General features: G+C 63.8%; 21 protein-coding genes. 8 read left to right on the top strand and 13 right to left on the bottom strand.

Annotated features, from left to right (window positions below; translation table 11 throughout):
- The first annotated feature begins 18 nt into the window (after positions 1 to 18).
- Entirely contained in the window at positions 19 to 1,044 is a 1,026-nt protein-coding gene (locus AC0IYS_RS19915) for an aldo/keto reductase (protein ID WP_471706810.1), read from the top strand.
- Here AC0IYS_RS19915 and AC0IYS_RS19910 read toward each other — a convergent pair whose 3' ends face one another.
- From AC0IYS_RS19910 to AC0IYS_RS19895, 4 genes are all read right to left on the bottom strand, one after another.
- Positions 1,045 to 3,132 (bottom strand): TonB-dependent receptor, encoded by a 2,088-nt coding sequence (locus tag AC0IYS_RS19910; protein ID WP_471706809.1) that lies wholly within the window; start codon positions 3,130 to 3,132, stop codon positions 1,045 to 1,047. It abuts the gene before it with no gap.
- Positions 3,074 to 3,568: a DUF6702 family protein gene (locus AC0IYS_RS19905; protein WP_471706808.1), complete on the bottom strand. Its 495-nt coding sequence runs from the start codon at positions 3,566 to 3,568 to the stop codon at positions 3,074 to 3,076. The genes AC0IYS_RS19910 and AC0IYS_RS19905 overlap by 59 nt, the downstream gene beginning before the upstream one ends.
- Positions 3,565 to 5,964, bottom strand: a complete 2,400-nt coding sequence (locus AC0IYS_RS19900) for a M1 family metallopeptidase (protein ID WP_471706807.1) — start codon at positions 5,962 to 5,964, stop codon at positions 3,565 to 3,567. Before AC0IYS_RS19900 ends, AC0IYS_RS19905 begins: the two co-directional genes overlap by 4 nt.
- 144 nt (positions 5,965 to 6,108) lie before the next feature.
- On the bottom strand, positions 6,109 to 7,647 hold the full coding sequence (locus tag AC0IYS_RS19895) for a carboxylesterase/lipase family protein (protein WP_471706806.1): 1,539 nt from the start codon (positions 7,645 to 7,647) through the stop codon (positions 6,109 to 6,111).
- A gap of 167 nt (positions 7,648 to 7,814) precedes the next feature.
- Here AC0IYS_RS19895 and AC0IYS_RS19890 point away from each other — a divergent pair, with 167 nt between their 5' ends.
- Positions 7,815 to 8,183, top strand: a complete 369-nt coding sequence (locus AC0IYS_RS19890) for a response regulator (protein ID WP_471706805.1) — start codon at positions 7,815 to 7,817, stop codon at positions 8,181 to 8,183.
- A 61-nt stretch (positions 8,184 to 8,244) separates the two neighbouring features.
- Here the strand turns inward: AC0IYS_RS19890 and AC0IYS_RS19885 are convergent, their stop codons facing one another.
- From AC0IYS_RS19885 to AC0IYS_RS19875, 3 genes are all read right to left on the bottom strand, one after another.
- Complete coding sequence (locus tag AC0IYS_RS19885; RefSeq protein WP_471706804.1) at positions 8,245 to 9,921, bottom strand: alkaline phosphatase family protein; 1,677 nt, start codon at positions 9,919 to 9,921, stop codon at positions 8,245 to 8,247.
- A gap of 173 nt (positions 9,922 to 10,094) precedes the next feature.
- The gene (locus AC0IYS_RS19880) at positions 10,095 to 13,673 is read right to left on the bottom strand and encodes a pectinesterase family protein (protein WP_471706803.1); all 3,579 of its coding nucleotides are present in this window, start codon (positions 13,671 to 13,673) and stop codon (positions 10,095 to 10,097) included.
- Positions 13,674 to 13,701: 28 nt separating this feature from the next.
- Positions 13,702 to 14,325 (bottom strand): PEP-CTERM sorting domain-containing protein, encoded by a 624-nt coding sequence (locus AC0IYS_RS19875; protein ID WP_471706802.1) that lies wholly within the window; start codon positions 14,323 to 14,325, stop codon positions 13,702 to 13,704.
- 445 nt (positions 14,326 to 14,770) lie between these two features.
- Between AC0IYS_RS19875 and AC0IYS_RS19870 the strand changes: the two genes are divergently transcribed.
- The 3 genes from AC0IYS_RS19870 (at position 14,771) to AC0IYS_RS19860 (ending at position 16,683) form a co-directional block, all read left to right on the top strand.
- Positions 14,771 to 15,391 carry an EF-hand domain-containing protein gene (locus tag AC0IYS_RS19870; protein WP_471706801.1) on the top strand — a complete coding sequence of 207 codons (621 nt, stop codon included), beginning with the start codon at positions 14,771 to 14,773 and terminating at the stop codon, positions 15,389 to 15,391.
- 83 nt (positions 15,392 to 15,474) lie between these two features.
- Complete coding sequence (locus AC0IYS_RS19865; protein ID WP_471706800.1) at positions 15,475 to 15,606, top strand: hypothetical protein; 132 nt, start codon at positions 15,475 to 15,477, stop codon at positions 15,604 to 15,606.
- Between the two features lie 30 nt (positions 15,607 to 15,636).
- A complete protein-coding gene (locus AC0IYS_RS19860; RefSeq protein ID WP_471706799.1) occupies positions 15,637 to 16,683 on the top strand; it encodes a GGDEF domain-containing protein in 1,047 nt (348 codons plus the stop codon).
- Between the two features lie 14 nt (positions 16,684 to 16,697).
- Here AC0IYS_RS19860 and AC0IYS_RS19855 read toward each other — a convergent pair whose 3' ends face one another.
- On the bottom strand, positions 16,698 to 17,441 hold the full coding sequence (locus tag AC0IYS_RS19855; RefSeq protein ID WP_471706798.1) for an SDR family NAD(P)-dependent oxidoreductase: 744 nt from the start codon (positions 17,439 to 17,441) through the stop codon (positions 16,698 to 16,700).
- A gap of 60 nt (positions 17,442 to 17,501) precedes the next feature.
- Here AC0IYS_RS19855 and AC0IYS_RS19850 point away from each other — a divergent pair, with 60 nt between their 5' ends.
- Entirely contained in the window at positions 17,502 to 18,089 is a 588-nt protein-coding gene (locus AC0IYS_RS19850; RefSeq protein WP_471706796.1) for a TetR/AcrR family transcriptional regulator, read from the top strand.
- Here AC0IYS_RS19850 and AC0IYS_RS19845 read toward each other — a convergent pair.
- The 5 genes from AC0IYS_RS19845 to AC0IYS_RS19825 all read right to left on the bottom strand — a co-directional run bounded on the left by AC0IYS_RS19845 (position 18,086) and on the right by AC0IYS_RS19825 (position 23,584).
- Positions 18,086 to 19,543, bottom strand: a complete 1,458-nt coding sequence (locus AC0IYS_RS19845; protein ID WP_471706795.1) for a serine hydrolase domain-containing protein — start codon at positions 19,541 to 19,543, stop codon at positions 18,086 to 18,088. The two genes, AC0IYS_RS19850 and AC0IYS_RS19845, sit on opposite strands and share 4 nt — an antisense overlap.
- A 206-nt stretch (positions 19,544 to 19,749) precedes the next feature.
- On the bottom strand, positions 19,750 to 21,903 hold the full coding sequence (locus tag AC0IYS_RS19840) for a TonB-dependent receptor (protein ID WP_471706794.1): 2,154 nt from the start codon (positions 21,901 to 21,903) through the stop codon (positions 19,750 to 19,752).
- A gap of 138 nt (positions 21,904 to 22,041) precedes the next feature.
- A complete protein-coding gene (locus tag AC0IYS_RS19835) occupies positions 22,042 to 22,362 on the bottom strand; it encodes a hypothetical protein (protein WP_471706793.1) in 321 nt (106 codons plus the stop codon).
- An 86-nt stretch (positions 22,363 to 22,448) separates the two neighbouring features.
- On the bottom strand, positions 22,449 to 23,150 hold the full coding sequence (locus AC0IYS_RS19830) for a response regulator transcription factor (protein WP_471706792.1): 702 nt from the start codon (positions 23,148 to 23,150) through the stop codon (positions 22,449 to 22,451).
- 26 nt (positions 23,151 to 23,176) lie between these two features.
- Positions 23,177 to 23,584 carry a hypothetical protein gene (locus tag AC0IYS_RS19825; protein ID WP_471706791.1) on the bottom strand — a complete coding sequence of 136 codons (408 nt, stop codon included), beginning with the start codon at positions 23,582 to 23,584 and terminating at the stop codon, positions 23,177 to 23,179.
- Between the two features lie 231 nt (positions 23,585 to 23,815).
- On the opposite strand from AC0IYS_RS19825, the gene AC0IYS_RS19820 reads away from it, so the two are divergent.
- Positions 23,816 to 24,091 carry a DUF1427 family protein gene (locus tag AC0IYS_RS19820; RefSeq protein WP_471706790.1) on the top strand — a complete coding sequence of 92 codons (276 nt, stop codon included), beginning with the start codon at positions 23,816 to 23,818 and terminating at the stop codon, positions 24,089 to 24,091.
- Entirely contained in the window at positions 24,091 to 26,019 is a 1,929-nt protein-coding gene (locus AC0IYS_RS19815; RefSeq protein WP_471706789.1) for an amidohydrolase, read from the top strand. Before AC0IYS_RS19820 ends, AC0IYS_RS19815 begins: the two co-directional genes overlap by 1 nt.
- Position 26,020 lies beyond the last annotated feature (1 nt).

Here is a 26,020-nt window from a genome sequence, read left to right as displayed (position 1 = left end):
ACGTTCTGGAGGGTAGCCATGAATCACAATCGTTTAGGAAAATCAGGTTTGCGCGTGCCGGAGCTCAGTTTTGGCACGGCGACTTTTGGAGGGGGCAACGACTTCTTCAAAGCCTGGGGCAACACCGATGCCGGCGGCGCTACGCGCCTGATCGATGTCTGCCTTGAACACGGCGTGTCGATGTTCGACACCGCCGACGTCTATTCGGATGGCCTGGCCGAGGAAGTGCTGGGCCAAGCCATCAAGGGCAAGCGCAACCGCCTGCTCATCTCCACCAAAGTCACGTTCCCCACCGGCGACGGCGCCAACGATTTCGGCTCCTCGCGCCAGCATTTGATCGATGCCGTCGACAAGTGCCTCAAGCGCCTGGGCGTCGAGCATATCGACCTGCTGCAGCTGCACGGCCAGGACGACAACACCCCGGTCGAGGAGACGCTGTCCACCTTGGACCAGCTGGTCCGCGATGGCAAGGTGCGCTACATCGGCGGCTCCAATTTCTCCGGCTGGCACATGATGAAATCGCTGGCGGTGTCGGACCGCTACGGCTATCCGCGCCACGTCGCCCACCAGGTCTACTACTCGCTGCTGAACCGCGACTATGAATGGGAGCTGATGCCGCTGGCCGAGGATCAGGGTGTCGGCGCGATGGTCTGGAGTCCGCTGGGGTGGGGCAAGCTGACTGGCAAGATCCGGCGCGGGCAGCCCGCCAAGCCGGGCACCCGCGCGCACGATATCGCCGGCACCGGCCCGCATTTCGAGGAGGAGCGCCTGTTCCGCATCATCGACGCGCTGGACGTGGTGGCCGAACAAACCGGCAAGACCGTGCCGCAGGTGGCCCTGAACTGGCTGCTGGGGAAGAAGACTATCTCCAGCGTCATCATCGGCGCGCGCGACGAACAGCAACTGATCGATAACATCGGCGCCACCGGCTGGCGTTTGAGCGCGGAGCAGAACGCGTTGCTGGAAGCGGCCAGCGACGTGTCGCCGGCCTATCCGGTGTGGCACCAGCGCGGCTTCCCGATGCTGAACGAGCGCGCGGGCTGATTAGAAGGTTTTGACCAGCGTCGCCCGCAGCGAGCGCGATTCGATGGGGTGGAAGTGGATGTCGGTCACCGGCTCCGCTTCGCCTTTCAACTGCGAAGCGTAGTAGTAGTCGATGGCGGAATCGCGGCGGTTGGTCAGGTTGAACGCCTCCAGTTCCAGCGACAGGTCCCTGGCGATCTTCCAGCCCAGCCGGCCATTCAAGGTCATGCTGGAATTGGAGCGTACGCTGTTATCCTCGATCAGCGGACGCGGACCGAAGTAGCGCAACTTCAGCGAGCCGGAAAACGGCCCGCCATTATCTACCGTCACCGCCAGCTGGCCGGTGCCCTCGATCGCTCCGGCGATGCGGTTGCCATCCGCCGCATCGCCGCGTGTGCGCGCACGCGCATAAGCCAAATCCAGATCGACCGACAGCCATTTGAGCGGCTTGTAGTAGTTCGAGAATTCCACGCCGTAGCGGCGGCTCGGCGGACCCGCCTCGGTGGTGCCGGCGTCGCCGACGAAGGTCAGCTCGGAATCGAAATCCAGACGATATAACGACAGTGACGATTGCAGGCCTGGCAGCCAGGTGCTGCGCGCACCCAGTTCCATGCCGCGCGACCGCACCAGCGGCGAGACTTTGTCCGTCGCCAGCCCGGTCTTCGGATCGATGCGGATCGTGGTGCCGCGCGCGTCGTTGCTGTGGAACCCAGTGCCGATATTGGCGTACAGCTCGGCCGTCTTCCACGGTCCGTAGATAACACTCAGGCTGGGGCTGACCAGGTGGTCGTCGGCAGTGCCGGAATTGGCCGCCAGGTCGCTGCCGACATCGAAGCGGTAGCCGTCGATGCGCGCGCCGGCCACCGTGCGCCAGGCGTCGTTCCAGCGCGTGCTGTTCTCGACAAACACGCCTGCGCTGGATTCGACGATGTGGTCCTGGCGCGTGGTGGAAATCCGCTGGCGCGCCTGCGTGTTGTACAAACCATTGAAGATATTATCGTTCTGCAGTTGCAAACCGACGGTGGTTTCGCTGTTCCAGCCGTCGCCGTGCTGGTGCCAGCTGTGGCTCGCATTCAGGCCGCTGGTCACCCGCTTGTCCGGTTGCGCGAACTGGTCGCCCCGCACCGGATCGTCCATGAAGTAAGTGAAGTTGGAGAACAGATCCAGCTGGTTGGCGATGATGTAGGCGTTGACCTTGGAGGAGCTGTCCTGCGTCGTGCGGCGCCATGCGCCGGAGAGGCTGTAGCGGTGCGCCGCGCCGCCGTCGGTCGGGTCGATGGCGCCGTAGCGGCCGATCTGGCCGTCGCGCACAGCGCGCAGCGGGATCTGGTCGGTGGCGTTCCAGTCCGCGCGATACGCCATCAGGCTGACATTGAAGCCGTTGTTGGCGTAGCCTTCGCTGTAGCGCAGCACGGCGTTGAGCTTTTGATAGTTGTCCGGATTTTCATACGGACCGTCGTTCTGCAGCACTTCCAGCGCGTACAGCAGGCTGCCGCGCGGCAGTTCCACGGAATCCGCGAGCAGCGCGCGTCCATAGCCGTTCTGGCCGGCCGAGACGCTCGCCAGGCCTTGCGTCAGCCGGTTCGCGTACACCACCGACGCCGTGCCGGCGGAGGCGAAGTCGCCTTCCTCGGCGGAGTAGGGGCCTTTTTTGTAATCGAGCCGCACCGCCAGTTCCGGTATCAGGAAATTGAGATCGGTCCAACCCTGGCCGTGAGCGTGGCTGCGCTGGTTGACGGGCATGTCGTCGACCGTGGTGCGCAGGTCGGTACCGTGGTCCAGATTGAAGCCGCGCAGGTAGAACTGATTGGCCTTGCCCTCGCCGCTATGCTGGCTGACGATAAGGCCTGGCATCGCTTCGAGCAGTTCGCCGGGACGGTAGACGGTGCGCGCAGCCAGCTCCTTTTGCGACACGCTGCCCGCGCTGGCGGCATCGGCCAGGCCAAGCTGGTTGGCGCGCGAGCCGTCGATGGTCACTCTTTGCAGCAGGTCGTCGGCGTGGACAGGAGACTGGAAGGCGACCGCCGCCAGCATCACGGGAATCAGCCGCTTAGCGGGCGGTTTGATCGATGCTGTCTTGATCGAAAATGAGGGTTTGGATGGCGCCATCTGTTTGCAGGTTCACTGTATTCTTTTGCGAAGGCAGGAAGTCTATCAGCAGGGCGTTGTGAATGCGAGTGCCGGGTTTGAGTTTCGTGCCGGCGATCTCCTGGAAGATGACGACGCTGTCGGCGTCCGCTTTCACGCCGACCCATTGCAGCGGCAGGCGTTTGTTATCCGGACCGGCAAGCTGGAACTGCTTCTCCACGTAACGGCGCAGCGGCTGTTCGCTGTCCGCCTGGCCCAGGTCGAAACTTCGGCCGTACAGATTGGTGAGCAGGGTGGAGACGTCGTGCGACGTGTAGGTGTGCACGATCTCCGTATTGCCGGTGCGGTCGTTGTAGCTGATATCGGCTATGCCCATGTGAAAATTATGGGCGCCGGCCACCGTGCAGGCGAGTGCCAGCACGGCGGCCGTCAAGGAGCGTAAGGCGCGCAGCGTCATTCGCCCGCCGCGTCCTTATGGTCATCTTCCTTGCCGTCTTCTTTGCCGGTGGACTTGTCGCCTTTGGTTTTGAGCGGCGTATTAAAGTCGCGCATCAGGTTGTTGCGGTCACGTTCGGTCTTGAAGAGTTCCACGCGCGACTGCGTCAGCTTGCGCGGCCAGGCGTTGTTGCTCGTGTCGATATCGGCGGTTTCCCAATACGGGTCCTGCACCAGGCCGACCATCGGCTCGTCGGTGACGATCAATTTGGTGATCTTCTTCGGCGAGAAGCGCCATACTTCGGCTGGAACGCGCTCGATGTACTTCTTGCCGCTCTTGAGTTCAATTTCCAGCACCAGCGGCATGACCAGGCCACCGACGTTCGAGAAGTCCACCAGGTACAGGTGCTTGCCCTGATCGAGCAGCTTCTTCTCCCATGGCTCCAGTTTTTCGATCGCCTCGGCGTAGCTGTTGCGGTCCTTGTTGGTGACGGTGAATTCGTCATGCTCGTTGTAGAAGTCCTTCAGCTCCGGATGGCTGTCCAGGCGCTTGGGCATCGTCTTGTTCAACTGCTGCGACACCGAAATCGGCTCCGCCTCTTTCTGCGCCTTCTTCCAGGCCTTTTCCTTTTCCGGGTCCTTGGTGCTCACGCCGTATTCGCTGATGCCGTCGACGCTGATGTCCACCGCGTCGGTGGTATAGAACCAGCCGCGCCAGAACCAGTCCAGATCCGTACCGGAGGCGTCTTCCATCGTGCGGAAGAAATCGGCCGGGGTGGGGCGCTTGAACTTCCAGCGGCTGGCGTACTCCTTGAAGGCGTAGTCGAACAACTCGCGTCCCAGGATGGTCTCGCGCAGGATATTGAGCGCGGTGGCCGGTTTGGCGTAGGCGTTGTTCCCGAACTGGAGCAGCGACTCCGAGTTGGTCATGATCGGCACCTGGTTCTTGCTGCGCATGTAGTCGACGATGTTGCGCGGCTCGCCGCGGCGCGACGGGTAGTTTTGTTCCCACGCCTGCTCGGCCAGATACTGCACGAAGGTGTTCAGGCCTTCATCCATCCAGGTCCACTGGCGCTCATCCGAGTTGATGATCATCGGGTAGTAGTTGTGGCCCACCTCGTGGATGATCACGCCGATCAGGCCATACTTGGTCTGCTGCGACCAGGTCAGCGCGCCGGTCTTTTTGTCCTTGGTCGGACGCGGGCCGTTGAACGAGATCATCGGATATTCCATGCCGCCGACCGGGCCGTTGACCGAGATCGCCGCAGGGTAGGGATAGTCGAAGCTGTACTTGTTGTACTGCTCGATGGTATGGATGATGGCCTGGGTGCTGTACTGGCCCCACAGCGGATTGCCTTCCTTCGGATAGTAGGACATCGCCATCACGTTGGTGCCGTCCTTCTTGTAGCCTTGCGCGTCCCAGATGAACTTGCGGCTCGACGCCCACGCGAAGTCGCGCACGTTGGCGGCCTTGTAGTGCCAGGTCTTGGTGGCGGTGCTGACGGATTTCTCGGCCTTCTCCGCTTCCTCCTGGGTGACGATGAGCACCGGCTTGGTGGCGGTCTTCGCCTTGGCCAGGCGGTCGCGCTGCGCCGCGCTCAGTACCTCGCCGGGATTTTGCAGGTCGCCGGTGGAGGCGACCACGTGGTCGGCCGGCACGGTCAACTGCACGTCGTAATCGCCGAATTCCAGCGTGAACTCGCCGGCGCCCAGGAACTGCTTGTGCTGCCAGCCCGTCACGTCGTAGTAGGCGGCCATGCGCGGGAACCATTGGGCGATTTCGAACAGGTCGTTCTTGTCTTCCTCGAAGCTCTCGTAGCCGGACCGCCCGCCGAGCACCTTCTGCTCGTTGATGTTGTAGGACCAGTCGATATTGAAGGCGTAGCTCTGACCCGGCTTCAAGGGCGTCGGCAGGTCGATGCGCATCATCGTGCGGTTGATGACGTATTTCAGCGGCTGGCCGCCGGCGCTCACGCTCTTGATCTTGAAGCCGCCGTCGAAGTCGCGGCCCGCCAGCACGCCGCGCAGGCCTTCGAACTTGTAGCTGTCGTCAGGCGTCGCCGGCTTGGCCCACGCCTCGCGCGACGGCTGCGTCATCATCAGACGCGCGTCGGAGTCTTTTTTATAGATGTTCTGGTCCAGCTGCACCCACAGGTAGCTGAGCGTATCGGGAGATTTGTTGTGGTAGCGGATTTGCTCGCTGCCGGTGAGCGAGCGTTTGGCTTCGTCCAGCGTCGCGCGGATGGTGTAGTCCGCGCGCTGCTGCCAGTAAGCGGCGCCCGGGGCGCCGGAGGCGGTGCGGTAGGTGTTGGCGCTGGGGAGAACCTCGTCCAGCTGGCGGAACTTGTCATCGAAAGGCTCCGCCGCAAATGCGGATACCGTAAAGCAAATGGCGACGAAGCCGAATGTTTTGCGCATATTCTGTGTTCCTGATCTTAGCCAGAAGAAAAGGAACTAGTGTATAGCAAGTTTTCAAAGTATCACCGGCAGATACAATAAAATACAATCGATGATACGGTTTATATTATTTACTTAAACCGTCTTCGTCGCCGCCCGCGCCGGTCAGTGCTTTTTCTTCATCTCGGCGTCCTGGAACTGGAAGCGGGCGTCGTCGGTAGCGGTGACGGCGCGCGACGTCGCGTCCAGGTGCATCAGGCGGGAACCCGCGCCATTGCTCGCTTGCGGCCATTCCGGCAGGCCGGCGCCATTCGGATTGCCTGTCTTGATGAAGTTGGCGAAGTAGCCTTGCATCACGGTCGACAGCGCGCGGTCGTCGCCGGTCCACGCATACACTTTATTCAGGTTCAGGTTACCCAAGGCGTATTCGATTTCGGCCGAGTGCGCGGCGCCCGGGTCGCCGGGACGCGGGCGGCTGTAGTAATAACGATACACCGGTTTGCCGCTGGTGCGTGCGTGCGTGTCGATCCACTTCCAGGTGCCGTAGACAATGAAGCCGTCGCTGGCCAGGTCGGTCGCCGCCTGCTTCACGTCGCCGGGGTAGGCGACGCGCGCGGCGGCGGCCCGCTCGCCGTAGAATTTTTTCAACGCGGCGTTGAAGTTTTCCTCGGTTGGCTCGGCGTCTTCCAGCACCCGTTTATAGTCGCTCTCGTGCGAGTTCCAGCCGGCCAGCAGCGGCACTTTGGCCTGTTCGCCGGCGGCGTACATCGCGCCCGGGGCGCGTGGCAGGACATAGCCGTCCTGCGTCGCGCTGAACCAAGGGGTTCCAGGCTGGCGCAGCGACTCGAGCAGCTGCTGCGCCGGCAGCGCGCGCAGCGCGGCCAGGGTCGGCGCGCCGATCTTCTGTGCGAAGGCGGCGCCGGTCTTCTCAGCCTCGGCCAGCGGCGGAGGCGGGTGCATGCCGAGCAGCGAGCCGCTTTCGCCGATGGCGCCGGCGATCAATCCCTTCGACAGCGGCGTAATCATCTGCGCGCTGACCGACCAGGAGCCGGCCGATTCGCCGGCGATCGTCACGCGCGCCGGGTCGCCGCCAAAGGCCGCGATATTATTCTTGACCCATTTCAGCGCCGCCGCCTGGTCCATCAGGCCGTAATTGCCGGATGCCTTGTGGGGCGACTCGGCGCTCAATTCCGGGTGGGCCAGGAATCCGAACACGTTGAGGCGGTAGTTCACGGTCAGTGTGACGATGCCTTTGGCGGCCATGCTCTCGCCGTCGTAGCGGGGCTCGGAGCCGTCGCCGGTGGCCAGCCCGCCGCCGTAGAAGTAGACCAGCACCGGCAGCTTTTCTTTTGGGGATTTGGCCGGCGTCCAGACGTTCAGATACAGGCAGTCCTCGCTCATGCCGTCGGAACGGAACACCATGTCGTTAAACAGCGGCAGCTGCATGCCGCGCGGGCCGAAGTGGTCCGCCTTGCGCACGCCTTGCCACTTTTGCGCCGGCTGCGGCGCCTTCCAGCGCAAGTCGCCCACCGGCGGCGCGGCGAACGGGATGCCTTTATAGGATGCCACGCCGGATGACTCCAGCGTGCCTTGCACCACGCCGGTTGCGGTGGTGGCGCGCGGCGCGCTGGCCGCCGCCGCGTAGGAGGTGAAGGAAGAGGTGAAAACGCCGGAGGCGATCAGCAGCAAACCGAATTTATTCATGTCTTGTTTGGCCCGGAAGGAAAGAGTGGCAACTATAGCTGGAAGCCCTTCCATTGGCGAATGATTTTCGATGTCGTCGCCGTTCGGCCAAGGTGCGCTATCGAACATACATTGCGTATAGGCATTGTTAGGATCACTCCATCGAACTCATCAATAACGAGGCAAACATGGCAAACGCAAATCAAGTACTGGTCGTCGACGACAATATCGATGTGGTGGAGTCGTTATCGGCGCTGCTGCAGTGCCACGGCTACGAGACATCGGCCGCGCATAACGGTTACGAGGCGTGCGACTCGGTGCGCGACGCGATGCCGAAGGCGATCATCATGGATTTGGGGATGCCCTGGATGGATGGTTACGGCGCGGTGCGGGCGATTCGCCGCATGCCAGGGACCCAGGCCTTGCCGATCATTGCGTTGAGCGGCTCCGCCGACAGCGAGTCGGCGCGCAAGGCCATGGCGGCCGGCTTCAGCCACCATTTTTCGAAGCCGCTCAATTTCGAGCATTTGAATCAGTACCTGGCCAGCCTCAATTAAAGCAGAGACACGTAGGGCGGATTAGCCGGAACGGCGTAATCCGCCACGATTCGCCTGCGGCTTAACGCAGGGTCTCGGTCAGCACCCGGCCCTCGGTGCCTGCTGGCGGCCGAACGCGCAGGATGTTGGCGAGGGTCGGCGCGATGTCAACCACTTCCGCATACTGGCCGTAGTTGCCCGGCTTGATCCAGCGCTTACCCATGATTAGCAACGGCACATTGGTGTCGTACGCGTACGGAGAACCGTGCGTGGTGCCGGTGTCGCCGTAGCCGAAGTACCAGTATGGCTTGGTGATCACCATCAGGTCGCCCGATGATTCACGGTTCCACGCCCGGCGCATCAAGGTGGCGATGCGCGTGCCTTGCACGGCGCCGCTCTCGAACTGCGTGCGGGTAAAGACGTCGGCGATGCCTTTTTGCTGCAGCAGGAATTGCGCGGCGGCGTTTTCCACGTCCGCGCGACGCAAGCCGCTCTTGTCGATCTGCGCGTAGTCCAGGTGGATGTTAGGCAGCGACCATGCTGTCAGCAGCTTGGCGCCGCCGAATTTATCCGACAGATATTGGCCCATATCCTTCATCAGCTGATCGCCCTTGATGCGCTGCGCGTCCAGATGGCGCGACTGCGAGAATTCGGCCGTGTTGGCGAATCCATGGTCGGCCGTCAGCACCACCAGCACATTGTCCATCCCCACCCGTTTGTCCAGGTAGTTGAAGAACTGCGCCAGCATGCGGTCGACCCGCTGCAGGTGGTCGTGCGACAGCTTGCTCTCCGGGCCGAAGGCGTGGTTGACGTAATCGTGCGCCGACAGGCTCACGCCCAGCAGGTCCGGCACCCCGGACGGATTGCGCCCGAGGTTTTCGCCTTCGATGGCGGCCTGCGCGAAGTCCAGCGTCAGCTGGTCGAGGAACGGACCGGTTTTCAGGTTGTTGTAGTAGCCGGCATCGATCTGGCCGCTCTCGCTGTAGTAGGTGTAGGGCAGGCGGTTGTGGCCACCCGGCTTGGCGGGGGTCAGTTCCTCGCTGGCGTCGCCGGCGTAGGCCGCTTCCGGCAGCAGCGGCGCCCACGCCTTGCCGTAGTAGCGGTCCTGCGGCTTGGTCGCCTGGTACGCCTGCACCCACGCCGGGTGCGACTTCATATAGAAGGTGCTGCTGGCGAAATTGCCGGTTTGTTCCATGTACATGTACGCGGTGCCGGTTTTGCCGGCCAGCAGAATCGCGCCACGGTCCTTGCCCGAGACGGCGACGACCTTGCTGCGGTCGCCCGTGGCGTAGCGCAGCTGGTCGCCCAGGGTGTCGACCCGCAGCCTGGTCGGCGCGGTGCCGTCGCTCGGATCGGTGTGCTCGCCGATGTAGGTGTAGTTGGTGTCCTCGGTGCAGTAGACCGATTTTTTGGTGACCGGATCGATCCAGTTATTGCCGATGATGCCGTGGACGTAGGGGTAGGCGCCGGTCAGCACGGCGCTGTGGCCGATCGCGGTGACGGTCACGCCGTGCGCCTGGTGCGCGTTGCTGAATGACGCGCCCTGGTCCAGCAGGCGGCGGAAGCCGCCCTCGCCGAATTGGTCGCGGTAGCGCTGCACCTGTTCATTCGGCAGCCCGTCGATCACCAGCACCACGACCAGCTTGGGCTGGGCGTTGGCGGTGGTGGCCTTGGCGGCCGGCGCGGCGATGGCGCCGGCGTGTAAGGCGAAACAGGCACTTGCGATCGCGAGTACGGGCAGGGACAATTTCTTCGTCATGTTGGTTCGTCGTCAGGTGGGAAGGTTAGCAAAAGCGTTTGGCGAAACCGCATAGCCTATCATGCGCCCCGGTATGCTACATCATTCTTATGACGATGACGTGACAGGATTGAAGGCTGGGCTGCATCGAGCCGCATGCCTTCAATCAGCCGCTGGCGGCAATCCCCAGACCGCTATGGTTGCGGATCCCAACCCGCGCCGCCGTTCCAGGCGGAGAACACCAACGCGCGGTTGGCGAAACCGGCGGCGACATCCGATGCGCTCAATTGGAAGCCGCCCACGCGCGCCGCCAGGTTGACCGGATCGCCGCCCAGGGTGGTGGTTCCGTATTCGCGCCAGCCGCTGGCCGCCGTCGGGGTCACCGGATTGGGGGCAGGCTGGCCGTTGACACCCGCGCCGGCCCATCCCGCAGCGGCGACGTGGGTATCCATTCTAGTGTTAATGAAGGCGATGTTGTCCCACGTGGCGGTGCCGCCGGGACTGCGCGCCAGCCAGGTGGCGCCGTCCGGCACGTCGCCGTGCAGCGGACCCGGACCGGGACCGTGCGTCAGGCGGCTGTTCAGGAAGACGAAACCCTTGTCGGTGGCGTTGGGCACGCGCGCTTGCAAAATGTAGCCGCCGCCGGTGGCGCTGGTGGTATCGCCGACGGAGCGGATTTCGCTTTCCTCGAACAGCGCCGCGCGGCTGCCGCCCCAGATGAAGTCCACGTTACCCGCGACCAGGGTGCGGTAGAACCAGGCGTAGCCCTTCAGGTTCAAGGTATCCTGTTCGCTGAAGAAGGCGGCGTTCTTCGCCACCAGCCGGCCGTTGTCGCTGTTGAAGTAGACCGTCTCCGCCTGGGCCGAGATGGCGCTCGAGCGCAGCGTCGTGTTGCGCAGCGTGAGCGTGTCGAGGGTCAGCATGTCCGCCGCTTCCACCAGCATCACCGAGCGTCCGCCCGATGTCGCCGGGCTGTCGGGCGACTGGCTGCCGCCGGTGCCGCTATTCAGGCTGTCGTAATTGGTGTACTGGATGACGGCTCCGTCGCGGCTTTCGCCGACTATGGCGACGTTGTTCTTGCCTCGAAGGTAAAGCAGTTCCGTGTAGGTGCCGTTGCGCACCGTGATGGTCAGCGGATCGTTGGCCGCCACATCCTTCATCGCATAATTGAGCGCCGCCTGCACGGTGGCGAAGTCGGCGTCCTCGGTGGCGCCCACGGTCACGCCGGCGCTGCCAGGCGCCGGTCCCGCCGCGCGGGTGGTGAACGACCAGTCACCCAGCTTGCCGATGCCGACGAACGGAATGCCGCCCAGCGAGGCGCCGGTGAACACGCCGTTGGAGATGGCGACATAGTACTCCGTGCCGTATTCAAGCTTGTTGCTATGCGGTTTGATGGTTGCCGTGTTGCCGCTGATGGTAATCGGCGTGGTGTTGACCTTGCGGACCGCCGCCTGTCCGGCGTAGCCCAGCGTATCGGTCTCGCCGGACAGGCGGATGACATCGACCAGCGCGTCGTCGGCCTTGCGGAAGATGCGGATGCTGCCGCCCGCGCCCAAGGTCGGCGGGGTGTCGAAGGTCAGCTTGAGCGCGGCGTCGACGTGGGCCGATGGCGCGGCGGCCGCCGGCTGCGTGGCGCCGTTCAGCGGGTAGGCTTGCGACGGCTGCACGAACTGCGGGCTGATGGTGGCCGCGATGGTCCGCTGCAGCGTGGCGTCCGAGCCGCTGGTGACGGTGATGGTGGCGGTACCCGCGCCGACCGGCGTGATGGTCAAGGTGCCGCCGCTGCTGGCGACGGCGGCCACGCCAGGCTTGCTGGAGGTGGCGGCGAAGGTATCCGCCGTGCCGTCCGGCTTGACGGCGTTGACGTTGACGGTGAACGGCGTGTCACCCACCTCGGCGATGTAGTTCAGCGCGGCCGGATTGAGCGTCAGCTGCGCGGGCTTGAGCGATGGATCGCCGATGCGCACGTCGTCGATCTGGAACGACTTGTTGGTGGTGTACAGGCCGACCAGGCCGCGCTCCGCGAACGACGCGTCGGTGACGGTGCCCAGCGCCTCGCCGTCCAGGTAGACGGTCAGCGAGGTGCCGATCATCTCGAAGCGCACCGTGTAGAACTGCGCGTCCATCAGAATAGGCTTGCGCGCCTGCCTGGGGCGCGACAACGTGGCGTTGAGCATGCGCGCGATCTCCACCTGTGTGGTGGCGCTGGAGTTCTGCACATTCAGGCCGGCGCCGTACCAGTTGGTCGCGTCCTTGTAACGGGTGATCAGATACAGCTGCTTGTTGCCGGTGGTGCTGTTGGTCATCGGCTTGATGCGCGCCTCGACGTAGTAGTCCGCCGACGGCACGGCGCTCAACGCGGTTGGCTTGAGCAGGGCCAGCACGCCGCCGGTGGAGGCGGCGGTGTACTGCATCACCATGTTGGTCGCGCCGATGCTCTCGGCCTTGACGCTGAAGCTGCCGTTGGCGCCGGCGACCGGCAACAGGTTCCAGTTGGCGGTCCCGCCGCTCTGGAAGTCGTCGCAGAAGTAGAGGCCCGACGGCGGACAGTTCAGCGTGACGGTGGTGTCGGGCGTGACGTCGCCGCTGCCGCTGATGGTGGTCGTCAGCTTGCCGCCGCCGGCCTGCGCCAGCGCGTTGGCCTTGACCAGCGCCAGTGGACGCGCCGCATACGCATACGGCGCGGCGAAGGCGACGCCGTTCGGCACCGAGCAGCCGGCCAGCGCGGCGCCGTTGAGCGTCGACCCGGTGTCCTTGAAGGCGCCGGGGATGGTGCCGCCTATCGGTTCGATGACGTCGTCGCAGCGAACCGGCGTACCTGGAGCGCCGGCGATGTCGAACACATTGTTATGCGACAGGACCTGCGAAGCGTGGCCCACGCCGATCGAGTATTCGTGCGGGTAGGCCGGGTTAACCTTGCTGCCGACGAAGTAGTTGTTGAACATGTGGATCTGGCCATAGCGCACACGCGGCGCGCGGCTGACGATGTCGCGGAAGACGTTGTTGCTGAAGCTGACGCGCAGCTTGCCCGTGTCGGCCGGGTCGTTGTCGCTGGAGCCGATCAGGTTGTTTTTCCGGTGCTGGCCGAAGACGTTGTACGACACCGTCACATAGTCCGACGCCTTGGTGATGTCGACCGCGCCGTCGTGGCACTGCTTGATCTGGCCATTCTCGATCGGCAGCTTATCGTCGGTCATGGCGCCGTCGGTGAAGGTGTTGTGGTCGATCCAGACGTGATCCGAGGTGGTCACGCCGATGGCGTCGAAGGCCGAATTCCAGTTGCCCAGGGCGCCGTCGTTCGGGTCCCAGATCGGGCCGACGTCGCAGGGATTGACGATCTTCAGATTGCGCACGATGACCTGGGAGACCCCGGCGACGACGATATGGCCGTTGACGATGCCGGCGCCCGCGCCTTCGCCGATCAGGGTGGTGTTGCTGGGCAGGCGTATCAGGCCCCGGCTGGCCTGGTCGCCGGTGTTCGCGTATGGAACGCCTTCGCTCATGTCGATGGTCCCGCGCAGTTTGACGATCTTGGGGGTGGCGGCGCCGCGCCGCAGCGCCGCCAGCAGCTCGGCGCGATTGGTGGCGGTGTAGATCTGCGCCGGGATCGCGGCGGAACCGCCGATGGTGCCGCCGGCCTGGCCGGCGAAGCCGTCGGCCGGCGCGGTGTGCAGCGCGGGATCGATGGTGGCGGCGCCGGCTGCCATCAACGACAGCAGAATGGGGAGTGAACAGGACAGGCGTAACGCCGCCCTGAAGCGTGTCAGTTTCATGTGAAGCTCCTTGTTTGGGCGGGCGTTGTTAGCGTGCCGGGGTATCGGTATCGGTACCGGTTTTGCTGCCACCCGCGCGGCGGCGGGCCAGCATGCCGATGCCTGCAAGGCCGGCCATCATCATCCAGGCGGTGGCGGGTTCCGGCACCGCCGTCACCGGTCCCTGCAAGGTGATACCGGTGGTCAGCGCGCTGAAGTCGCCGTTCCACGTCACGCCGGACAGGTCGATCGAGATGGTGTGGCCATTGACGATGTTGAGGACCGGCGCGCCGCTGGTGATGCCGGCATCGAGCACGCTGAAGCCGACGATGGGCGCGGCCAGGCTGGCGCCGAAATCGAAGGTGGCGCTGTAGGCGCCGGTGGGGAGGGCGCCGTTGTTGAAGATGGTCAGGCGGCCGTCGGGCGCGAAGTCGAACCCCAGCAGGTAGTCGCTGGTGAGGAATTCGGTTCCCGGCTCGATCGGATCGAGTCCGCTGACATTGCTGCCCGCTTCATCGGCGAACAGGTGGTCGGCGCCCAGCATGCCGCCGGGTTGGCCGTTGTAGCTGGCGGTGATGATGGCGTTGTGCAGCGGATCGGCGGCCGCGTGCGCGGCGCCGGCGGCCAGCGCAAAACATGCGGCGGCCACGGCTTTTTGTAATGAGGTGTGCATTTTGTCTCCAGATATTGAGTTCAACAACGCCGGTCTTTGCCGGTCGCCGGTCGGCACACCTCGCGTATGCCGTGCCACCGCGAGGAGGGCGCAGGAAGCGCCGAGCTCGTGGTTGGTCAAAAATCTGTCGTAAAGGACGTGCAGCCCGGAAGGCCTGGCACTGGATGGCGATGTAAGTTTGCCAATTCCTCAAGCCAATTCTACGGTGGTCTGACCAATCCCGCAAGGTGGACTGGCCAATAAAACAACAACGCACGCCATGCTGGAAATTGGCGCTATGAATAGAAACTATAACAATCTCGTTGTGATAAATTCTGACGATGATGGGCCGAATTTTTCGTGCGAAAAATCAACTATTTGGGCTCGCGGGCCGCTAAAAATGGTGCTTGTTGGTAAATTTCTTGTTAAAATCGTGCTGTGAGGAATCTCCCAACAGGAGTCGATGATGATTATGATAAATGCCATAGGTGGCGCCACCCGGTTTGCAGCAGTTGTTGCAGAGGCGGCGCTCGACCCAAACAAAAACCGTGATCCATCGAACGAGCCACAAAGCTTCGAACTGAACGCTTCCGTGGCCTCGTATCTGTCGCTGCCTGGCTTTAACGCGCCGACGCAAGTCGATTCCAGCGAGGCCAGCAACACAGTCAGCGCCGCCGAGAAGGCCAGCGCCATGGTCAAGGCCGTGACGGAGTCGGATGACACCGGCCTGAAAGAAGCGCTGAAACAATTTGACGACGGCCTGAAACGTCTGGCCATGCGTCCGGAAACCCAGATCTTCCAGGCCAAGTACGGCTTGGACAACGGCGCCCAGGAAAACCTGGTGTCGCCGGACCCGTTGCCTGGCGTGAGCGAAGACGGCGTGCTGGGCGTCAGCAGCAAGGAACATGCCGCCGCCGACATCAACAACGACGGCAAGATCAGCGAAGATGAACGCCGCCGCTATCAGCTGCCGATCACCTACCGCAGCAGCGAGCGCTCGACCGATGCGCTGGTCGACGGCCCATCGGCATTCTCGCTGACCGAAGCCAATCGCGCCTATGGCGTGGTGGCTGCGGCGCTGGCCTGATTTCACACTGTCAGTATCCATAAAAAGGCTTTGCCGTCGTGGCAAAGCCTTTTTTTTCGCGGGTGCGCCCTTGAGGCACACGGATGCGATCCGATTGTGATCTGGTGGGACTCATCTCCAGGCATGGTATGCTGATCGTCGAAGTGGCGAACCACTTGCGGGCGGCCGAAAAGAGCAAGCGCGAAGCGATCGAGGAAGCCTCCGTAAAAATATAAAAAAACCAAAGAGACGACTGTCCACCTTTTATGCCTGAATTAGAGAAGATGTTTGGCGGCCGGCTGGCCTGGGTGTCGGCGCGCCGCAAGCGCAGCAAGGAAGAAGTCATCCTGTTGTTGATGTGCGCATTGAGCATACCGAGCATCCTGCCGTTCGGTATCTACCGGCTGCTGCAGGGCAGCTTGATCTCCGCAGCTGTCGATCTGGCGCTGGTGGCGGCCATGCTGGCGGTGATCGTCGATGTCTGGCGAACCGGCCGGTACAAGGCGGCCAGCCTGGGGGTGACCCTGTTCTATTCGGCCGGCATGCTGGCCACCATCCACCTGCGCGGCTTGTCGCTGGTGTACTGGGTCTATCCGACCATGATCGCCGCCTATTTCATGCTGCGTCCCGCCGTGGCGCTGGCGATCAACAGCGTGTCGATGCTGGTGCTGGTGGCGATCCTGACGCGCGAGCTGGCTTTGCTCAACCTGTTCACGGTGGTGGTGACCATTTCGCTGGTCAACCTGTTCGCCTACATCTTCTCGTATCGCACCGGCTTGCAGAACCAGGAACTGCATACGGAGGTCGAGCGCGACTTCCTGACCGGCGTGGGCAACCGCCGCGCGCTGGATGGCAAGCTGGAAGCGTATGCCGCCGAACGCAGGCCGCATCCGGGATCGTGCCTGCTGCTGCTCGACCTCGACCACTTCAAGCAGGTCAACGACCGCCACGGGCACGCCGCCGGCGACAAGGTGCTGATACGCCTGTGCGAATTGATGCGCAACCATACCCGCTCCTCGGACCAGATCTTCCGCTACGGCGGCGAAGAATTCGCCATCATCGCCACCGGCGCGGGCCTGGGCGCCGCCAGCCGCCTGGCCGAAGGCCTGCGCGCGGCGGTCGCCGAGGAACCGCTGATCGAAGGACATCCGATCACCGTGTCGATCGGCGTGGCGGGCATGGACAAATCCAGCACGCCGGAGGATTGGCTGATGCGCGCCGATAAAATGCTGTACGCCGCCAAGCAGGGCGGCCGCAACGCGGTTCGGGTGGACAACCACTCGGCGCCGGTGGCGAACACGCAACGGGTCTAAAACCGCCGGGCTGCCTAAACCGCGGTCACGCCGCCATCGACGAACAGTTCATGTCCAGCGACAAAGCTGCTTTCGCTTGATGCGAGGAAGAGGACTGCTCGCGCCACTTCGTCGGGTTCACCCAAGCGCCCGAGCGGGACGCTTTGATTCAGTGCTTTTTCGACTTCCGGTTGCGCGTCGAGGTAGCTCCGTATCATGCGTGTTTCTGTCCCACCAGGCGAGACAACGTTCACGCGGATGCCCCGCTCCTTCAGGTCATTGGTCCAGCTTCGGGCGAACGAGCGCACCGCCGCCTTGCTGGCGTTATACAGGGGCTGGCCGGGCAGCCCTTTACTGGCAGCCACGGAACCGTTGAGGACGACGGCGCTTCCCGCCGCCATCAGCGGCAATGCTTTCTGCACGGTGAACAGCACGCCCTTTACATTGACGTTGAAGGTCGAGTCGAAAAGCGTATCGTCGATCGTATCGAGCGGGGCGGCCTCGTAAATGCCCGCATTGGCGAACACGACGTCGACCCTTTGGTGATCGTGCTGGATCCGTTCGTAAAGCCGGGCGACATCGGCGGCCTTGCTGACGTCACCTTGCACGCCGACCGCCCCGTGGCCGATCTCTTTCACTGCCTCGTCCAGCAATTCTTGCCGGCGCCCCGTGATGTACACGTGCGCTCCTTCGATGGCGAAAAGTTTCGCCGTTGCCAGGCCGATGCCGTCGCTGCCGCCCGTTACCACGACCACCTTGTTGTCAAAACGTTTCATCATTTCTACCCTTTTTCAGTAAATGGAGGATTGCTCCACTTATAATATGGAGGTATCCTCCGTTTGACAAGCAAAAAAAGGAAAATTGTGAGTGATGAACCTGCCCTCAGGGCCGACGCGCAAAAAAACCGCGAACTGATCCTTTCTGCCGCCGAGCAGCTTTTCCTGGAAAAAGGAGCGGATGTTGCGCTGGAGGAAGTTGCCAAGCGCGCAGGCGTCGGTATCGGGACGCTGTATCGCCGCTTTCCCACGCGTGAGGCGCTTTTGGCCGCTACCAGCAATGAGCGTTTCCTGTCACTGGCGGAGACCAGCCGTGCGCGCGACCCTGCACTCGCACCAGGCGAGGCGCTCCGCGCTTACCTTGAGGAACTCGCCAGGAACACGAGCATTTACCAGAGCCTTGCCGCGTCGATCGGCACTGTTATCCAATGCGGCACGCCCGGATGCCATGCGATCACCGCGGAAGGGCATCGCTTGCTTCAGCGTGGACAAGCAGCAGGCGCCATCCGCCCCGATGTCACTTTCGACGACTTCATTTACGTGTTGACCGCCATTTCGATCGCAATCGAAAACGACGGTTCATCGAAGTCACGGATTGGGCATCTGGTGGACTTATTCCTGAATGGTATAAGCGTTAAAGCTGCGGATTAGCGGGCCACATCCGGCTCCAGCGCAGCGATGATGGCCGCCAGCAGGGCTTGCGGCTGATAGTTCATTCGCTCAGGCGTCAGGCCAAGCCGCACCAGCACCAATCCCCTGGAGGGAACGATGGCGATGGCCTGGCCGTCGTGGCCCAGCATCCAGAAGGTATCCTCCGGGAGCTTGAACGGCAGGTCGGGGTTTTGTCCCGGCGGCGTGGCGCCTTGCGGTCCGTGGCGCCACACCTGGCCCTGGCCGTATTGGCCGCCCGACGCCGGCGCCGGCTGCCGCATGGACTCCACGAAGCCGGCCGGCAGCATGCGCTTGCCCTGCCAAACGCCGTCTTGCAGCAGGAACTGGCCGAAGCGCGCCCAATCGTGGGTGCTGGCGAACATATAGCTTGAGCCAACCAGGTTGCCGCGCGCGTCGGCCTCGATCAAGGCGCTGCTCATGCCCAGTTGCGCGAACAGCCGGTCGTGCGGCAGCGACAGCACGGCCGCCGATGCCGGACCGTTTTTGGCCGGGAGGGCGCCTTCATTCCCGGTGGCGCCGGCCGCCGCGCGCTGCCAGATGCGCGACAGCAGCAGCGCGGTGCCGCTCGAATCGTTCCATAGCGTGCCCGCCGGCTGCACCAGGGGCTGGGCCGCCGCGTAGGCCGCCATGTCGGGCTGCAGATACAGCATGCGCGTCAGGTCGGAGACGCCGCCATAGGTCTCGTCGAACGCCAGACCGCTGCTCATCGCCATCAGATGCGTCAACGCGATCTGCGAGCGGCCGTCCGCGCCCGCCGGCCAGAAGCCGCTTTGTTGCGGCGACAGTTTGCCTTCGGCGATTTGCATGCCCACCAGGGTGGCGTTGACGGTCTTGGTCAGCGACCAGCCCAGCAGCGGCGTGCGCAGCGCGAAGCCGTCTCCGTAGCGCTGCGCCACCAGCCGGCCGCGATGGATCACGGCGATGCCGCGCATGCCGGACCCGGACAGCGTGTCCTGGTTCACCAGCGCCTGCACCGCCGGCGCGGTTTCCGCCATCGAGCCTGTCGGCCACGGCACGCTGGGCGACGGCGACCAGATTTTGATCGGCACAAAATTATAAAGCGAGGCTCGTTCTATGTCGCCATCGGGGACCACGGCGCAGCCGGTGCCGGGACGGTAGACGGCGACGCCGCCGCCGATCACGCCGAACAAGCCGGCACGCACCACCTTGCGCTGCTGGTCGATCCTTACTTCCAGGTGTTCGAGTATCGGATGGCCGGGTGCCTGCACGTCTTGCGCCAGCACGCCCGCGCTATCGCGGCCGGCGACGAAAACGTTGGAACAGACGGTTTTAGCGGCGTAGGCGGCGCCGATGCGCAGCAGCTCCGGCGGATTGGCGATCACCGCCCACGCGGCGGCGGCCAGGATGATCAGGATGACGCCGATGGCAAGCAGCGATCGGACCAACAGCCGGGGGAATGCGCGAGACGCCATCTACACCCTTGCCGTCGAGGTCCGGCGAGTGTTGCGGTGATCACAACCATCACAACGATCAAAATAAGGGCAGGGCATGTCATCTTCCGCGTAAGGCTTCGCGTTGATTATGCCTACATCGATTGCGTAATACAACGGGCACACGCTGGCGCACACGAAGAAATCGAGGCCGGCGCCGGTGTTGCTTCCGGCGCCGGCGCTCATGGTCAGAAGCTGGTCGACAGGCCGGCGTACAGCGTGCGGCGCGCGCCGTACTGCGGCGCGCCGACGCCGACGCCGGAGCCGTCGCGCAGCAGGTAGGATCGGTCGAACAGGTTGATCACCGCCAGCCGTCCCTCGACATTGCCGACCGGGGTGTTTTTCCAGTCGTGCGTGAGCGTCAGGTTGGCCGTGACATAGCCGGGCAGCGCGCCCGAATTCGGCGCGCCGCCGTCCGGCGTCATGCGCAGGCCGCTGCCGTACAGGACGTCGCCGCTGACCTGCGAGTCGCCGAAGTGGTAGTGCGCGCCGCCCGAGACGGTGTAGGTCTGGTCATGATCGACAAAGATATAGTGGTTGGAGATGTACGCCAGTTCGTCGGGCGCGAACAGCGACTGGCCGGAGGTGATGTTCTGCGCCTTGGCCTTCTGCGACGTCACGTTCAGGAAGGCGCCCCAATCCTTCTCGCTGTAGACGGCCGACAGTTCCAGTCCCTTGGCGTAGCCGCGATCGTAATTAAACGGCGACAGGATCAGCGCCTGGCCGAACTGTCCCTCGTCGAGCATGTTGTGTATCTTCTTGTAGTAGGCGTCCGCCGTCACCGTCAACTGCTCGTTGAATTTGTGGCTCAGGCCCGCGTCGAAGTAGTTGGTGCGTTCGGCCTTGACGTTGTCCGACACCGGCACTTGCGGCGCGTTCGAGGTGCCGGCGTACTTGTCGATGCTGGACTGCGCGGCCAGCTCCTGCGGTGGCGGCGTGAAGTAGCGCGAATAGCCGGCGTGCAGCGAAGTATCCTTGGCCACCTGGTAGGCCAGGTTCACACGGGGACTCCATTGATGCTCGTTGATGAAGGCCGACACCTTGTCGTAGCGCAGGCCGTAGTTCAACGTCAGCGGCCCGGCGATATGCCATTCATCCTGCAGGTAGATGCTCGACAGTTTGCCGATCTGGCTGCTGTTATCGACGATGGTGCGCGGATCGGTGCCGGCCTGCGTGCCGTCGGCGTTCATGTCGAACACGGAGACGCTGTTGTCGCTGTGCGTGTTCTGGCGCGAGTAGGCCAGGCCGGTGCGCACGGTATGTGAGTCGTTCAGCTTATAGCTGGCGTCTAACTGCACGCCGCTGGAGGAGTTCGAACGCAGGGTGTTCGAGCCGACGCCGTTGTAAACCAGATCGCCGACCGGATCCGGCGTGTAATGCAGCTCGGAGTATTGATGGAAGGCCGAGACCTGGTAATTCAGGTCGCCCAGGCTCTTTTGCAGCGACAGCACCAGGAAGCGGTTGACCTCCCGCTGGCGCTCGTCGAGCCGCGAAGACGGCAAGCTGCTGGTGCCGGCGGCGGCGTCGCTTTGGCCGGTGAGCGAAAACGCCGGCGCCTGGTCCGGATTGTTCGGGATCTGGAAGCGGCCGTTATAGGTGCCGAACATCAGGCCCAAACGGGTCTGGTCGTCGAGGAACCAGGACAGACTGCCGAACGATTTGGCCTGCCTGGTTTCGTTGTGGATGGCGTCGCGGGTCGGCAGCGGGTTTTCGATGCCCATTTTATTGGCCAGATAGCTGCCCGACAGGTAGTAGTTAAATGCGCCCTGGTTGCCGAAGAATTCCGCGCTTGGCGCGACGTAGTCGTTGCTGCCCACCAGCACGCCAACACGGCCGCCCGATTTGCCCGTGCCTTCCTTGGTCTGGATGTCGACGATGCCGGCGGTGCGCAGGCCGAATTGTGCCGGCAGCGCGCCGGTGATGAAATCGGTCTGCTGCACAAAGCGGGTATCGATCGACTGGCCGAAGCCGGTGATACTCTCCGGCAGCTGTACGCCGTTGACGCGGTACTGCACGTTGGCGTGGTCGTCGCGCACGTGGATCGAGCCGGACGCCTTGGAGTCCTGGGCCACGCCGGGAAGGCGCAGCAGCACTTCGTTGAACGGCGTGTTGTCGCCCTGGCCCAGTTGGTCGATCATGTGGCGGTCGATCGAGTAGACGGTGGTGCCGACGTTGGGCGAGAGGTCGATGCGCGCGCTTTTCAGGTGGGCGATCACGTCGACCTGCTGCATCGGTGCGGGGGCGCCGTCGGCGGCAGCGCTGTCGTCTGCGTGGGCATGTGAAGCGTAAAAGGCGGCGGCCAGCAGCAGTGGCAGGGTGCGGAGTTGTGGAGTGCGTTGCATGTTCAATCCTTGAATGTTCGGGCGCGTGCGGCCGCCGGCCTGCCGCTACGTATCGAGGCAAATCGAAACGTGTCGGGCAGGCGCGCGGCTGCGCAAAAGCGCGCAATGGGGCGTTACGCTTGGTACGGTGACTTCAGGTCAGGAGAGAACAGCGAAAGGCGGGGCGTGCGAAGGGGGAGTGAGGTAGCCGGCGCTGGCGATCCAGGCCTGGCGCGGCAGCGCGGCGACGGCGTAGGTGACCACCGAGGCCACCGGAACCACCTGCGCCGGTGGCGGCGGCGCGCCGAACGGCATGTCGGTGATTTCGCACGCCGCGCAATCGGTTTTGTGGTCGTCGGTGTAGGCATGCGTATGCGACACCGCCCCGATCAGTTGCAGCGCCAGGAACACCAGCACGAAGAACATCACCACGCGCTGGTAGCGCGTGTTGCGATGTTGTGTGGCCGGAGAGAGCGTCATTGCGTGCATAGCCGCGATTTTACAGGGCTTATGCGCAAACAGACAACGCCTATTCGCTTTACCCGCCCATCGTGGGGGGCGATGGCCTAGTGCTGGCTATGGACGCTGTCGCCGACCAACCCCCGGCGCGTGGCCAGCACCACCGCGTGGGTGCGTGCCGTTGCGCCAAGCTTGTCGAAAAGGCCTTTGACGTGCGTCTTGACGGTGCCGACGCCAATTCCCAGCTCGCGCGCGATGGACTTGTTGCATTGGCCTTGCGCCAGCAGCTGCAGCACGTCGGTTTCGCGGCTGGTCAGGCCGATGCGGGTAAAGCTGTCGGCCACGCAGCGGCTCAGGTCCGCGCTCAGGTAGCGCATGCCGCGGCTCAGCGAGCGCACCGCCGACAGCAGCTGGTCGGCGGGGCTGTTTTGCAGCAGGTAGCCGTGCACGCCGGCCATCATCGCCGTGCGCACCTCCCACTCGCGGTCCAGCTGCGTGACGATCAATACCTTGGGCAGTTGTTCGAGCTGGCCGTGCTGGGCGTCGGCGCGGCGGCGCATGTGTTCCAGCGCGCCTTTGTGGTCGACGACGACGACGTCGGCACCGCAGTGCAGCGCGTCGTCCGGGACGGTGGCGCTCCTGACCGAGACGTCGGCGCCGGCGCCGAGCAGCGCGGCCAGGCCGGCGTTGACGATGGCGTCCGCGTGCGCCACCAGCACATTGATTTTTTCGCCCTGATGGAGGATGGCGGCGGTCCCATTGCTACCTCCCACGGCCATCTGCGGCCAGGTTTTGCTATCGAGTCGCATGTCGTTACTCCCAAATGAACGTCTGACTAAAATCGGTTGTGGTCCGCCGGGCTGGCCGGCAGCACCAGCCGCCGCCGGCCGAACAGCCGCGCGTCCGCCGCGTAGGCGCCAGGCCCCAGCAGCACCAGCGCGGCGGCCGTGAAGGCGCCGACGATGCACGGCGAGGCTTGCGACCAGCCGGCGTGGCCAAGGCAGAACAACTGGCAAAGCGAGGCGACGGCGCCCGCCACCGGTGTCAGCATGCCGAGCACCAGCAGCACCGCCAGCAATACCGACAACAAGGCCGCCAGGCCGTTCGGCAGCAATGTCTGCCACCACGGCGCCACTTCGGTGAACAGCGTTTCGGACAGCAGTTGCAGCGCCACGGCCAGCCGCAATAGCAGCAGGCCGACGCCGGCGCCGCCGCGCGGAAAACTGGTACTGAATCCACGCATGTCTGTCGGCCCTCGCTGGTTTGCATTTCTGGCAGCCAGCTTAAGCTTTTTCGAGGCTTTTGCCACGCCCCGATCCGGGGTGGAGGACATACCCAGATCGGGGTATGTTCAAACCCCACCGTCTGTGACATTGTTCGGGCAACATCACCGCCGCCCCGCGCGTCCCTGGCACAAAGGCAGGGGCGCGGCATGCGGTTCAGGGAGTACAGTTTTAGCTTTAAGGAGTCAGCCATGAAGATTTACATCGTCTCGATCGCCACCGGCCTGCTGGTCGGCATCATCTACGGATTCTTGAACGTACGCTCGCCGGCGCCGCCGGTCATCGCGCTGGTCGGCCTGCTGGGCATCCTGCTCGGCGAACAGGTGCCGCCGTTGCTGCGCCAGCTATGGCAACCGCAGCAAGCGCAGGCCAAGCAGGTGTCGTGGATCGAAGACCACGTCAAGCCGCATTGCTTCGGCCAGCTACCAGGCGCGCAGCCTGAAGATCAAACGAAAAGGAAAGCATAATGACTCCCACCACCCACAGCAGTCCCGACCTGATTTTGCACCGCGGCCTGTTCACCACCCTTGACCGCTCCAACCCGCACGCGGAGGCGGTGGCCATCAAGGACGGCCGCTTCACCCATGTCGGCCGCGCCAACGAGATCATGGCGCTGGCCGGTCCGGCCACGAAGGTCATCGACCTGCAGGGCAAGCGGGTGCTGCCTGGCCTGATCGACAACCACTGCCACATCATCCGTGGCGGCCTGAATTTCAACCTGGAGCTGCGCTGGGACGGCGTACGCAGCCTGGCCGACGCGATGGAAATGCTCAAGGCGCAGGTGGCGATCACGCCGGCGCCGCAGTGGGTGCGGGTGGTGGGCGGCTTCACCGAACACCAATTTGCCGAGAAGCGCCTGCCGACCATCGCCGAATTGAACGCGGTGGCGCCGGACACGCCGGTGTTCATCCTGCACCTGTACGACCGCGCCTTGCTGAATGGGGCCGCGCTGCGCGCCGTCGGCTACGACAAGAACACGCCGGCCCCGCACGGCGGCGAGATACTGCGCGACGCCGCCGGCAATCCGACCGGCCTGCTGCTGGCCAAACCCAACGCCGCCATCCTGTACCAGACCCTGGCCAAGGGGCCGAAGCTGCCGCTGGAATACCAGGTCAACTCGACCCGCCACTTCATGCGCGAACTCAATCGCCTCGGCGTGACCGGCGCTATCGACGCCGGCGGCGGTTTCCAGAATTATCCCGAGGATTACCAGGTGATCCAGCAGCTGTCGGACGCCAAGCAGCTGACGATACGCCTGGCCTACAACCTGTTCACGCAAAAGCCGACGCAGGAAAAAGAGGACTTCCTCAACTGGACGCAAAGCGTGACCTACCAGCAGGGCGACGACTACTTCCGCCACAACGGCGCCGGCGAGATGCTGACCTTCTCGGCGGCCGACTTCGAGGACTTCCGCCAGCCGCGTCCCGACATGCCGGACAATATGGAAGACGACCTGGAAGGCGTTGTGCGGGTGCTGGCGCAGAACCGCTGGCCGTGGCGCATGCACGCCACCTACGACGAAACCATCAGCCGCGCTCTGGACGTGTTCGAGAAGGTCAACCAGGACATCCCGCTGGCGGGCCTGAACTGGTTCTTCGACCATGCCGAAACCATCTCCGACCAGTCGATCGACCGCATCGCCGCGCTTGGCGGCGGCGTCGCCGTGCAGCACCGTATGGCTTACCAGGGCGAATACTTCGTCGAGCGCTACGGCCACGGCGCGGCCGAAGCCACGCCGCCCGTCAAGAAGATCCTGGAAGCGGGCGTGAAGGTCTCCGCCGGCACCGACGCCACCCGGGTCGCCTCGTACAACCCGTGGGTGTCGCTGGCCTGGATGATTACCGGTAAAACCGTGGGCGGCATGCAGCTGTACCCGCGCGCCAATTGCCTGGACCGCGAAACGGCGCTGCGCATGTGGACCGAGAACACCACCTGGTTCTCGAATGAGGTGGGCAAGAAGGGCCGCATCGAAGTGGGCCAGCTGGCCGACCTGATCGTGCCGGACAAGGATTTCTACGCCTGCGCCGAAAGCGAAATCTCCGATATGAGCTCGCGCCTGACCATCGTCGGCGGCAAGATCGTCTACGCGGCCGGGGAATTCGCCAGCTACGACGAGGCGCCGCCGCCGGCCATGCCGGACTGGTCGCCGGTGCGCCGCTTCGGCGGTTACGCCGGCTGGGGTGAACAGATCGGTAACAACCGCGCCGCCCTCAAGGAGCTGGAACAGCGCAAGCGCCAGCAGGCGCAGTTGCGCGAGCAGCAGGCCGCCTGCGGCTGCGCCAAGCAGTGCAATGTGCACGGCCACCAGCATGCCACGGCGTGGACCAGCAAGCTGCCGATCGCCGACCTGAAAAGCTTCTGGGGCGCGCTGGGTTGCGCCTGCTGGGCGGTGTGAC

The organism is Duganella sp. AC237, from assembly GCF_979254035.1.
Note: the sequence above shows the minus strand (reverse complement) of the source record. Positions and strands in the feature narration are given on the sequence as shown.

Excerpts from the sequence above, each read along its gene's own strand:
- AC0IYS_RS19865 (WP_471706800.1), top strand. The coding sequence starts at position 15,475 with ATGCGATCCGATTGTGATCTGGTGGGACTCATCTCCAGGCATGGTATG.
- AC0IYS_RS19840 (WP_471706794.1), bottom strand. The coding sequence starts at position 21,903 with ATGCAACGCACTCCACAACTCCGCACCCTGCCACTGCTGCTGGCCGCC.
- AC0IYS_RS19900 (WP_471706807.1), bottom strand. The coding sequence starts at position 5,964 with ATGCGCAAAACATTCGGCTTCGTCGCCATTTGCTTTACGGTATCCGCA.
- AC0IYS_RS19905 (WP_471706808.1), bottom strand. The coding sequence starts at position 3,568 with ATGACGCTGCGCGCCTTACGCTCCTTGACGGCCGCCGTGCTGGCACTC.
- AC0IYS_RS19910 (WP_471706809.1), bottom strand. The coding sequence starts at position 3,132 with ATGGCGCCATCCAAACCCTCATTTTCGATCAAGACAGCATCGATCAAA.
- AC0IYS_RS19870 (WP_471706801.1), top strand. The coding sequence starts at position 14,771 with ATGATTATGATAAATGCCATAGGTGGCGCCACCCGGTTTGCAGCAGTT.
- AC0IYS_RS19885 (WP_471706804.1), bottom strand. The coding sequence starts at position 9,921 with ATGACGAAGAAATTGTCCCTGCCCGTACTCGCGATCGCAAGTGCCTGT.
- AC0IYS_RS19845 (WP_471706795.1), bottom strand. The coding sequence starts at position 19,543 with ATGGCGTCTCGCGCATTCCCCCGGCTGTTGGTCCGATCGCTGCTTGCC.
- AC0IYS_RS19860 (WP_471706799.1), top strand. The coding sequence starts at position 15,637 with ATGCCTGAATTAGAGAAGATGTTTGGCGGCCGGCTGGCCTGGGTGTCG.
- AC0IYS_RS19815 (WP_471706789.1), top strand. The coding sequence starts at position 24,091 with ATGACTCCCACCACCCACAGCAGTCCCGACCTGATTTTGCACCGCGGC.
- AC0IYS_RS19895 (WP_471706806.1), bottom strand. The coding sequence starts at position 7,647 with ATGAATAAATTCGGTTTGCTGCTGATCGCCTCCGGCGTTTTCACCTCT.
- AC0IYS_RS19835 (WP_471706793.1), bottom strand. The coding sequence starts at position 22,362 with ATGACGCTCTCTCCGGCCACACAACATCGCAACACGCGCTACCAGCGC.
- AC0IYS_RS19830 (WP_471706792.1), bottom strand. The coding sequence starts at position 23,150 with ATGCGACTCGATAGCAAAACCTGGCCGCAGATGGCCGTGGGAGGTAGC.
- AC0IYS_RS19855 (WP_471706798.1), bottom strand. The coding sequence starts at position 17,441 with ATGATGAAACGTTTTGACAACAAGGTGGTCGTGGTAACGGGCGGCAGC.
- AC0IYS_RS19880 (WP_471706803.1), bottom strand. The coding sequence starts at position 13,673 with ATGAAACTGACACGCTTCAGGGCGGCGTTACGCCTGTCCTGTTCACTC.
- AC0IYS_RS19875 (WP_471706802.1), bottom strand. The coding sequence starts at position 14,325 with ATGCACACCTCATTACAAAAAGCCGTGGCCGCCGCATGTTTTGCGCTG.
- AC0IYS_RS19890 (WP_471706805.1), top strand. The coding sequence starts at position 7,815 with ATGGCAAACGCAAATCAAGTACTGGTCGTCGACGACAATATCGATGTG.
- AC0IYS_RS19820 (WP_471706790.1), top strand. The coding sequence starts at position 23,816 with ATGAAGATTTACATCGTCTCGATCGCCACCGGCCTGCTGGTCGGCATC.
- AC0IYS_RS19915 (WP_471706810.1), top strand. The coding sequence starts at position 19 with ATGAATCACAATCGTTTAGGAAAATCAGGTTTGCGCGTGCCGGAGCTC.
- AC0IYS_RS19825 (WP_471706791.1), bottom strand. The coding sequence starts at position 23,584 with ATGCGTGGATTCAGTACCAGTTTTCCGCGCGGCGGCGCCGGCGTCGGC.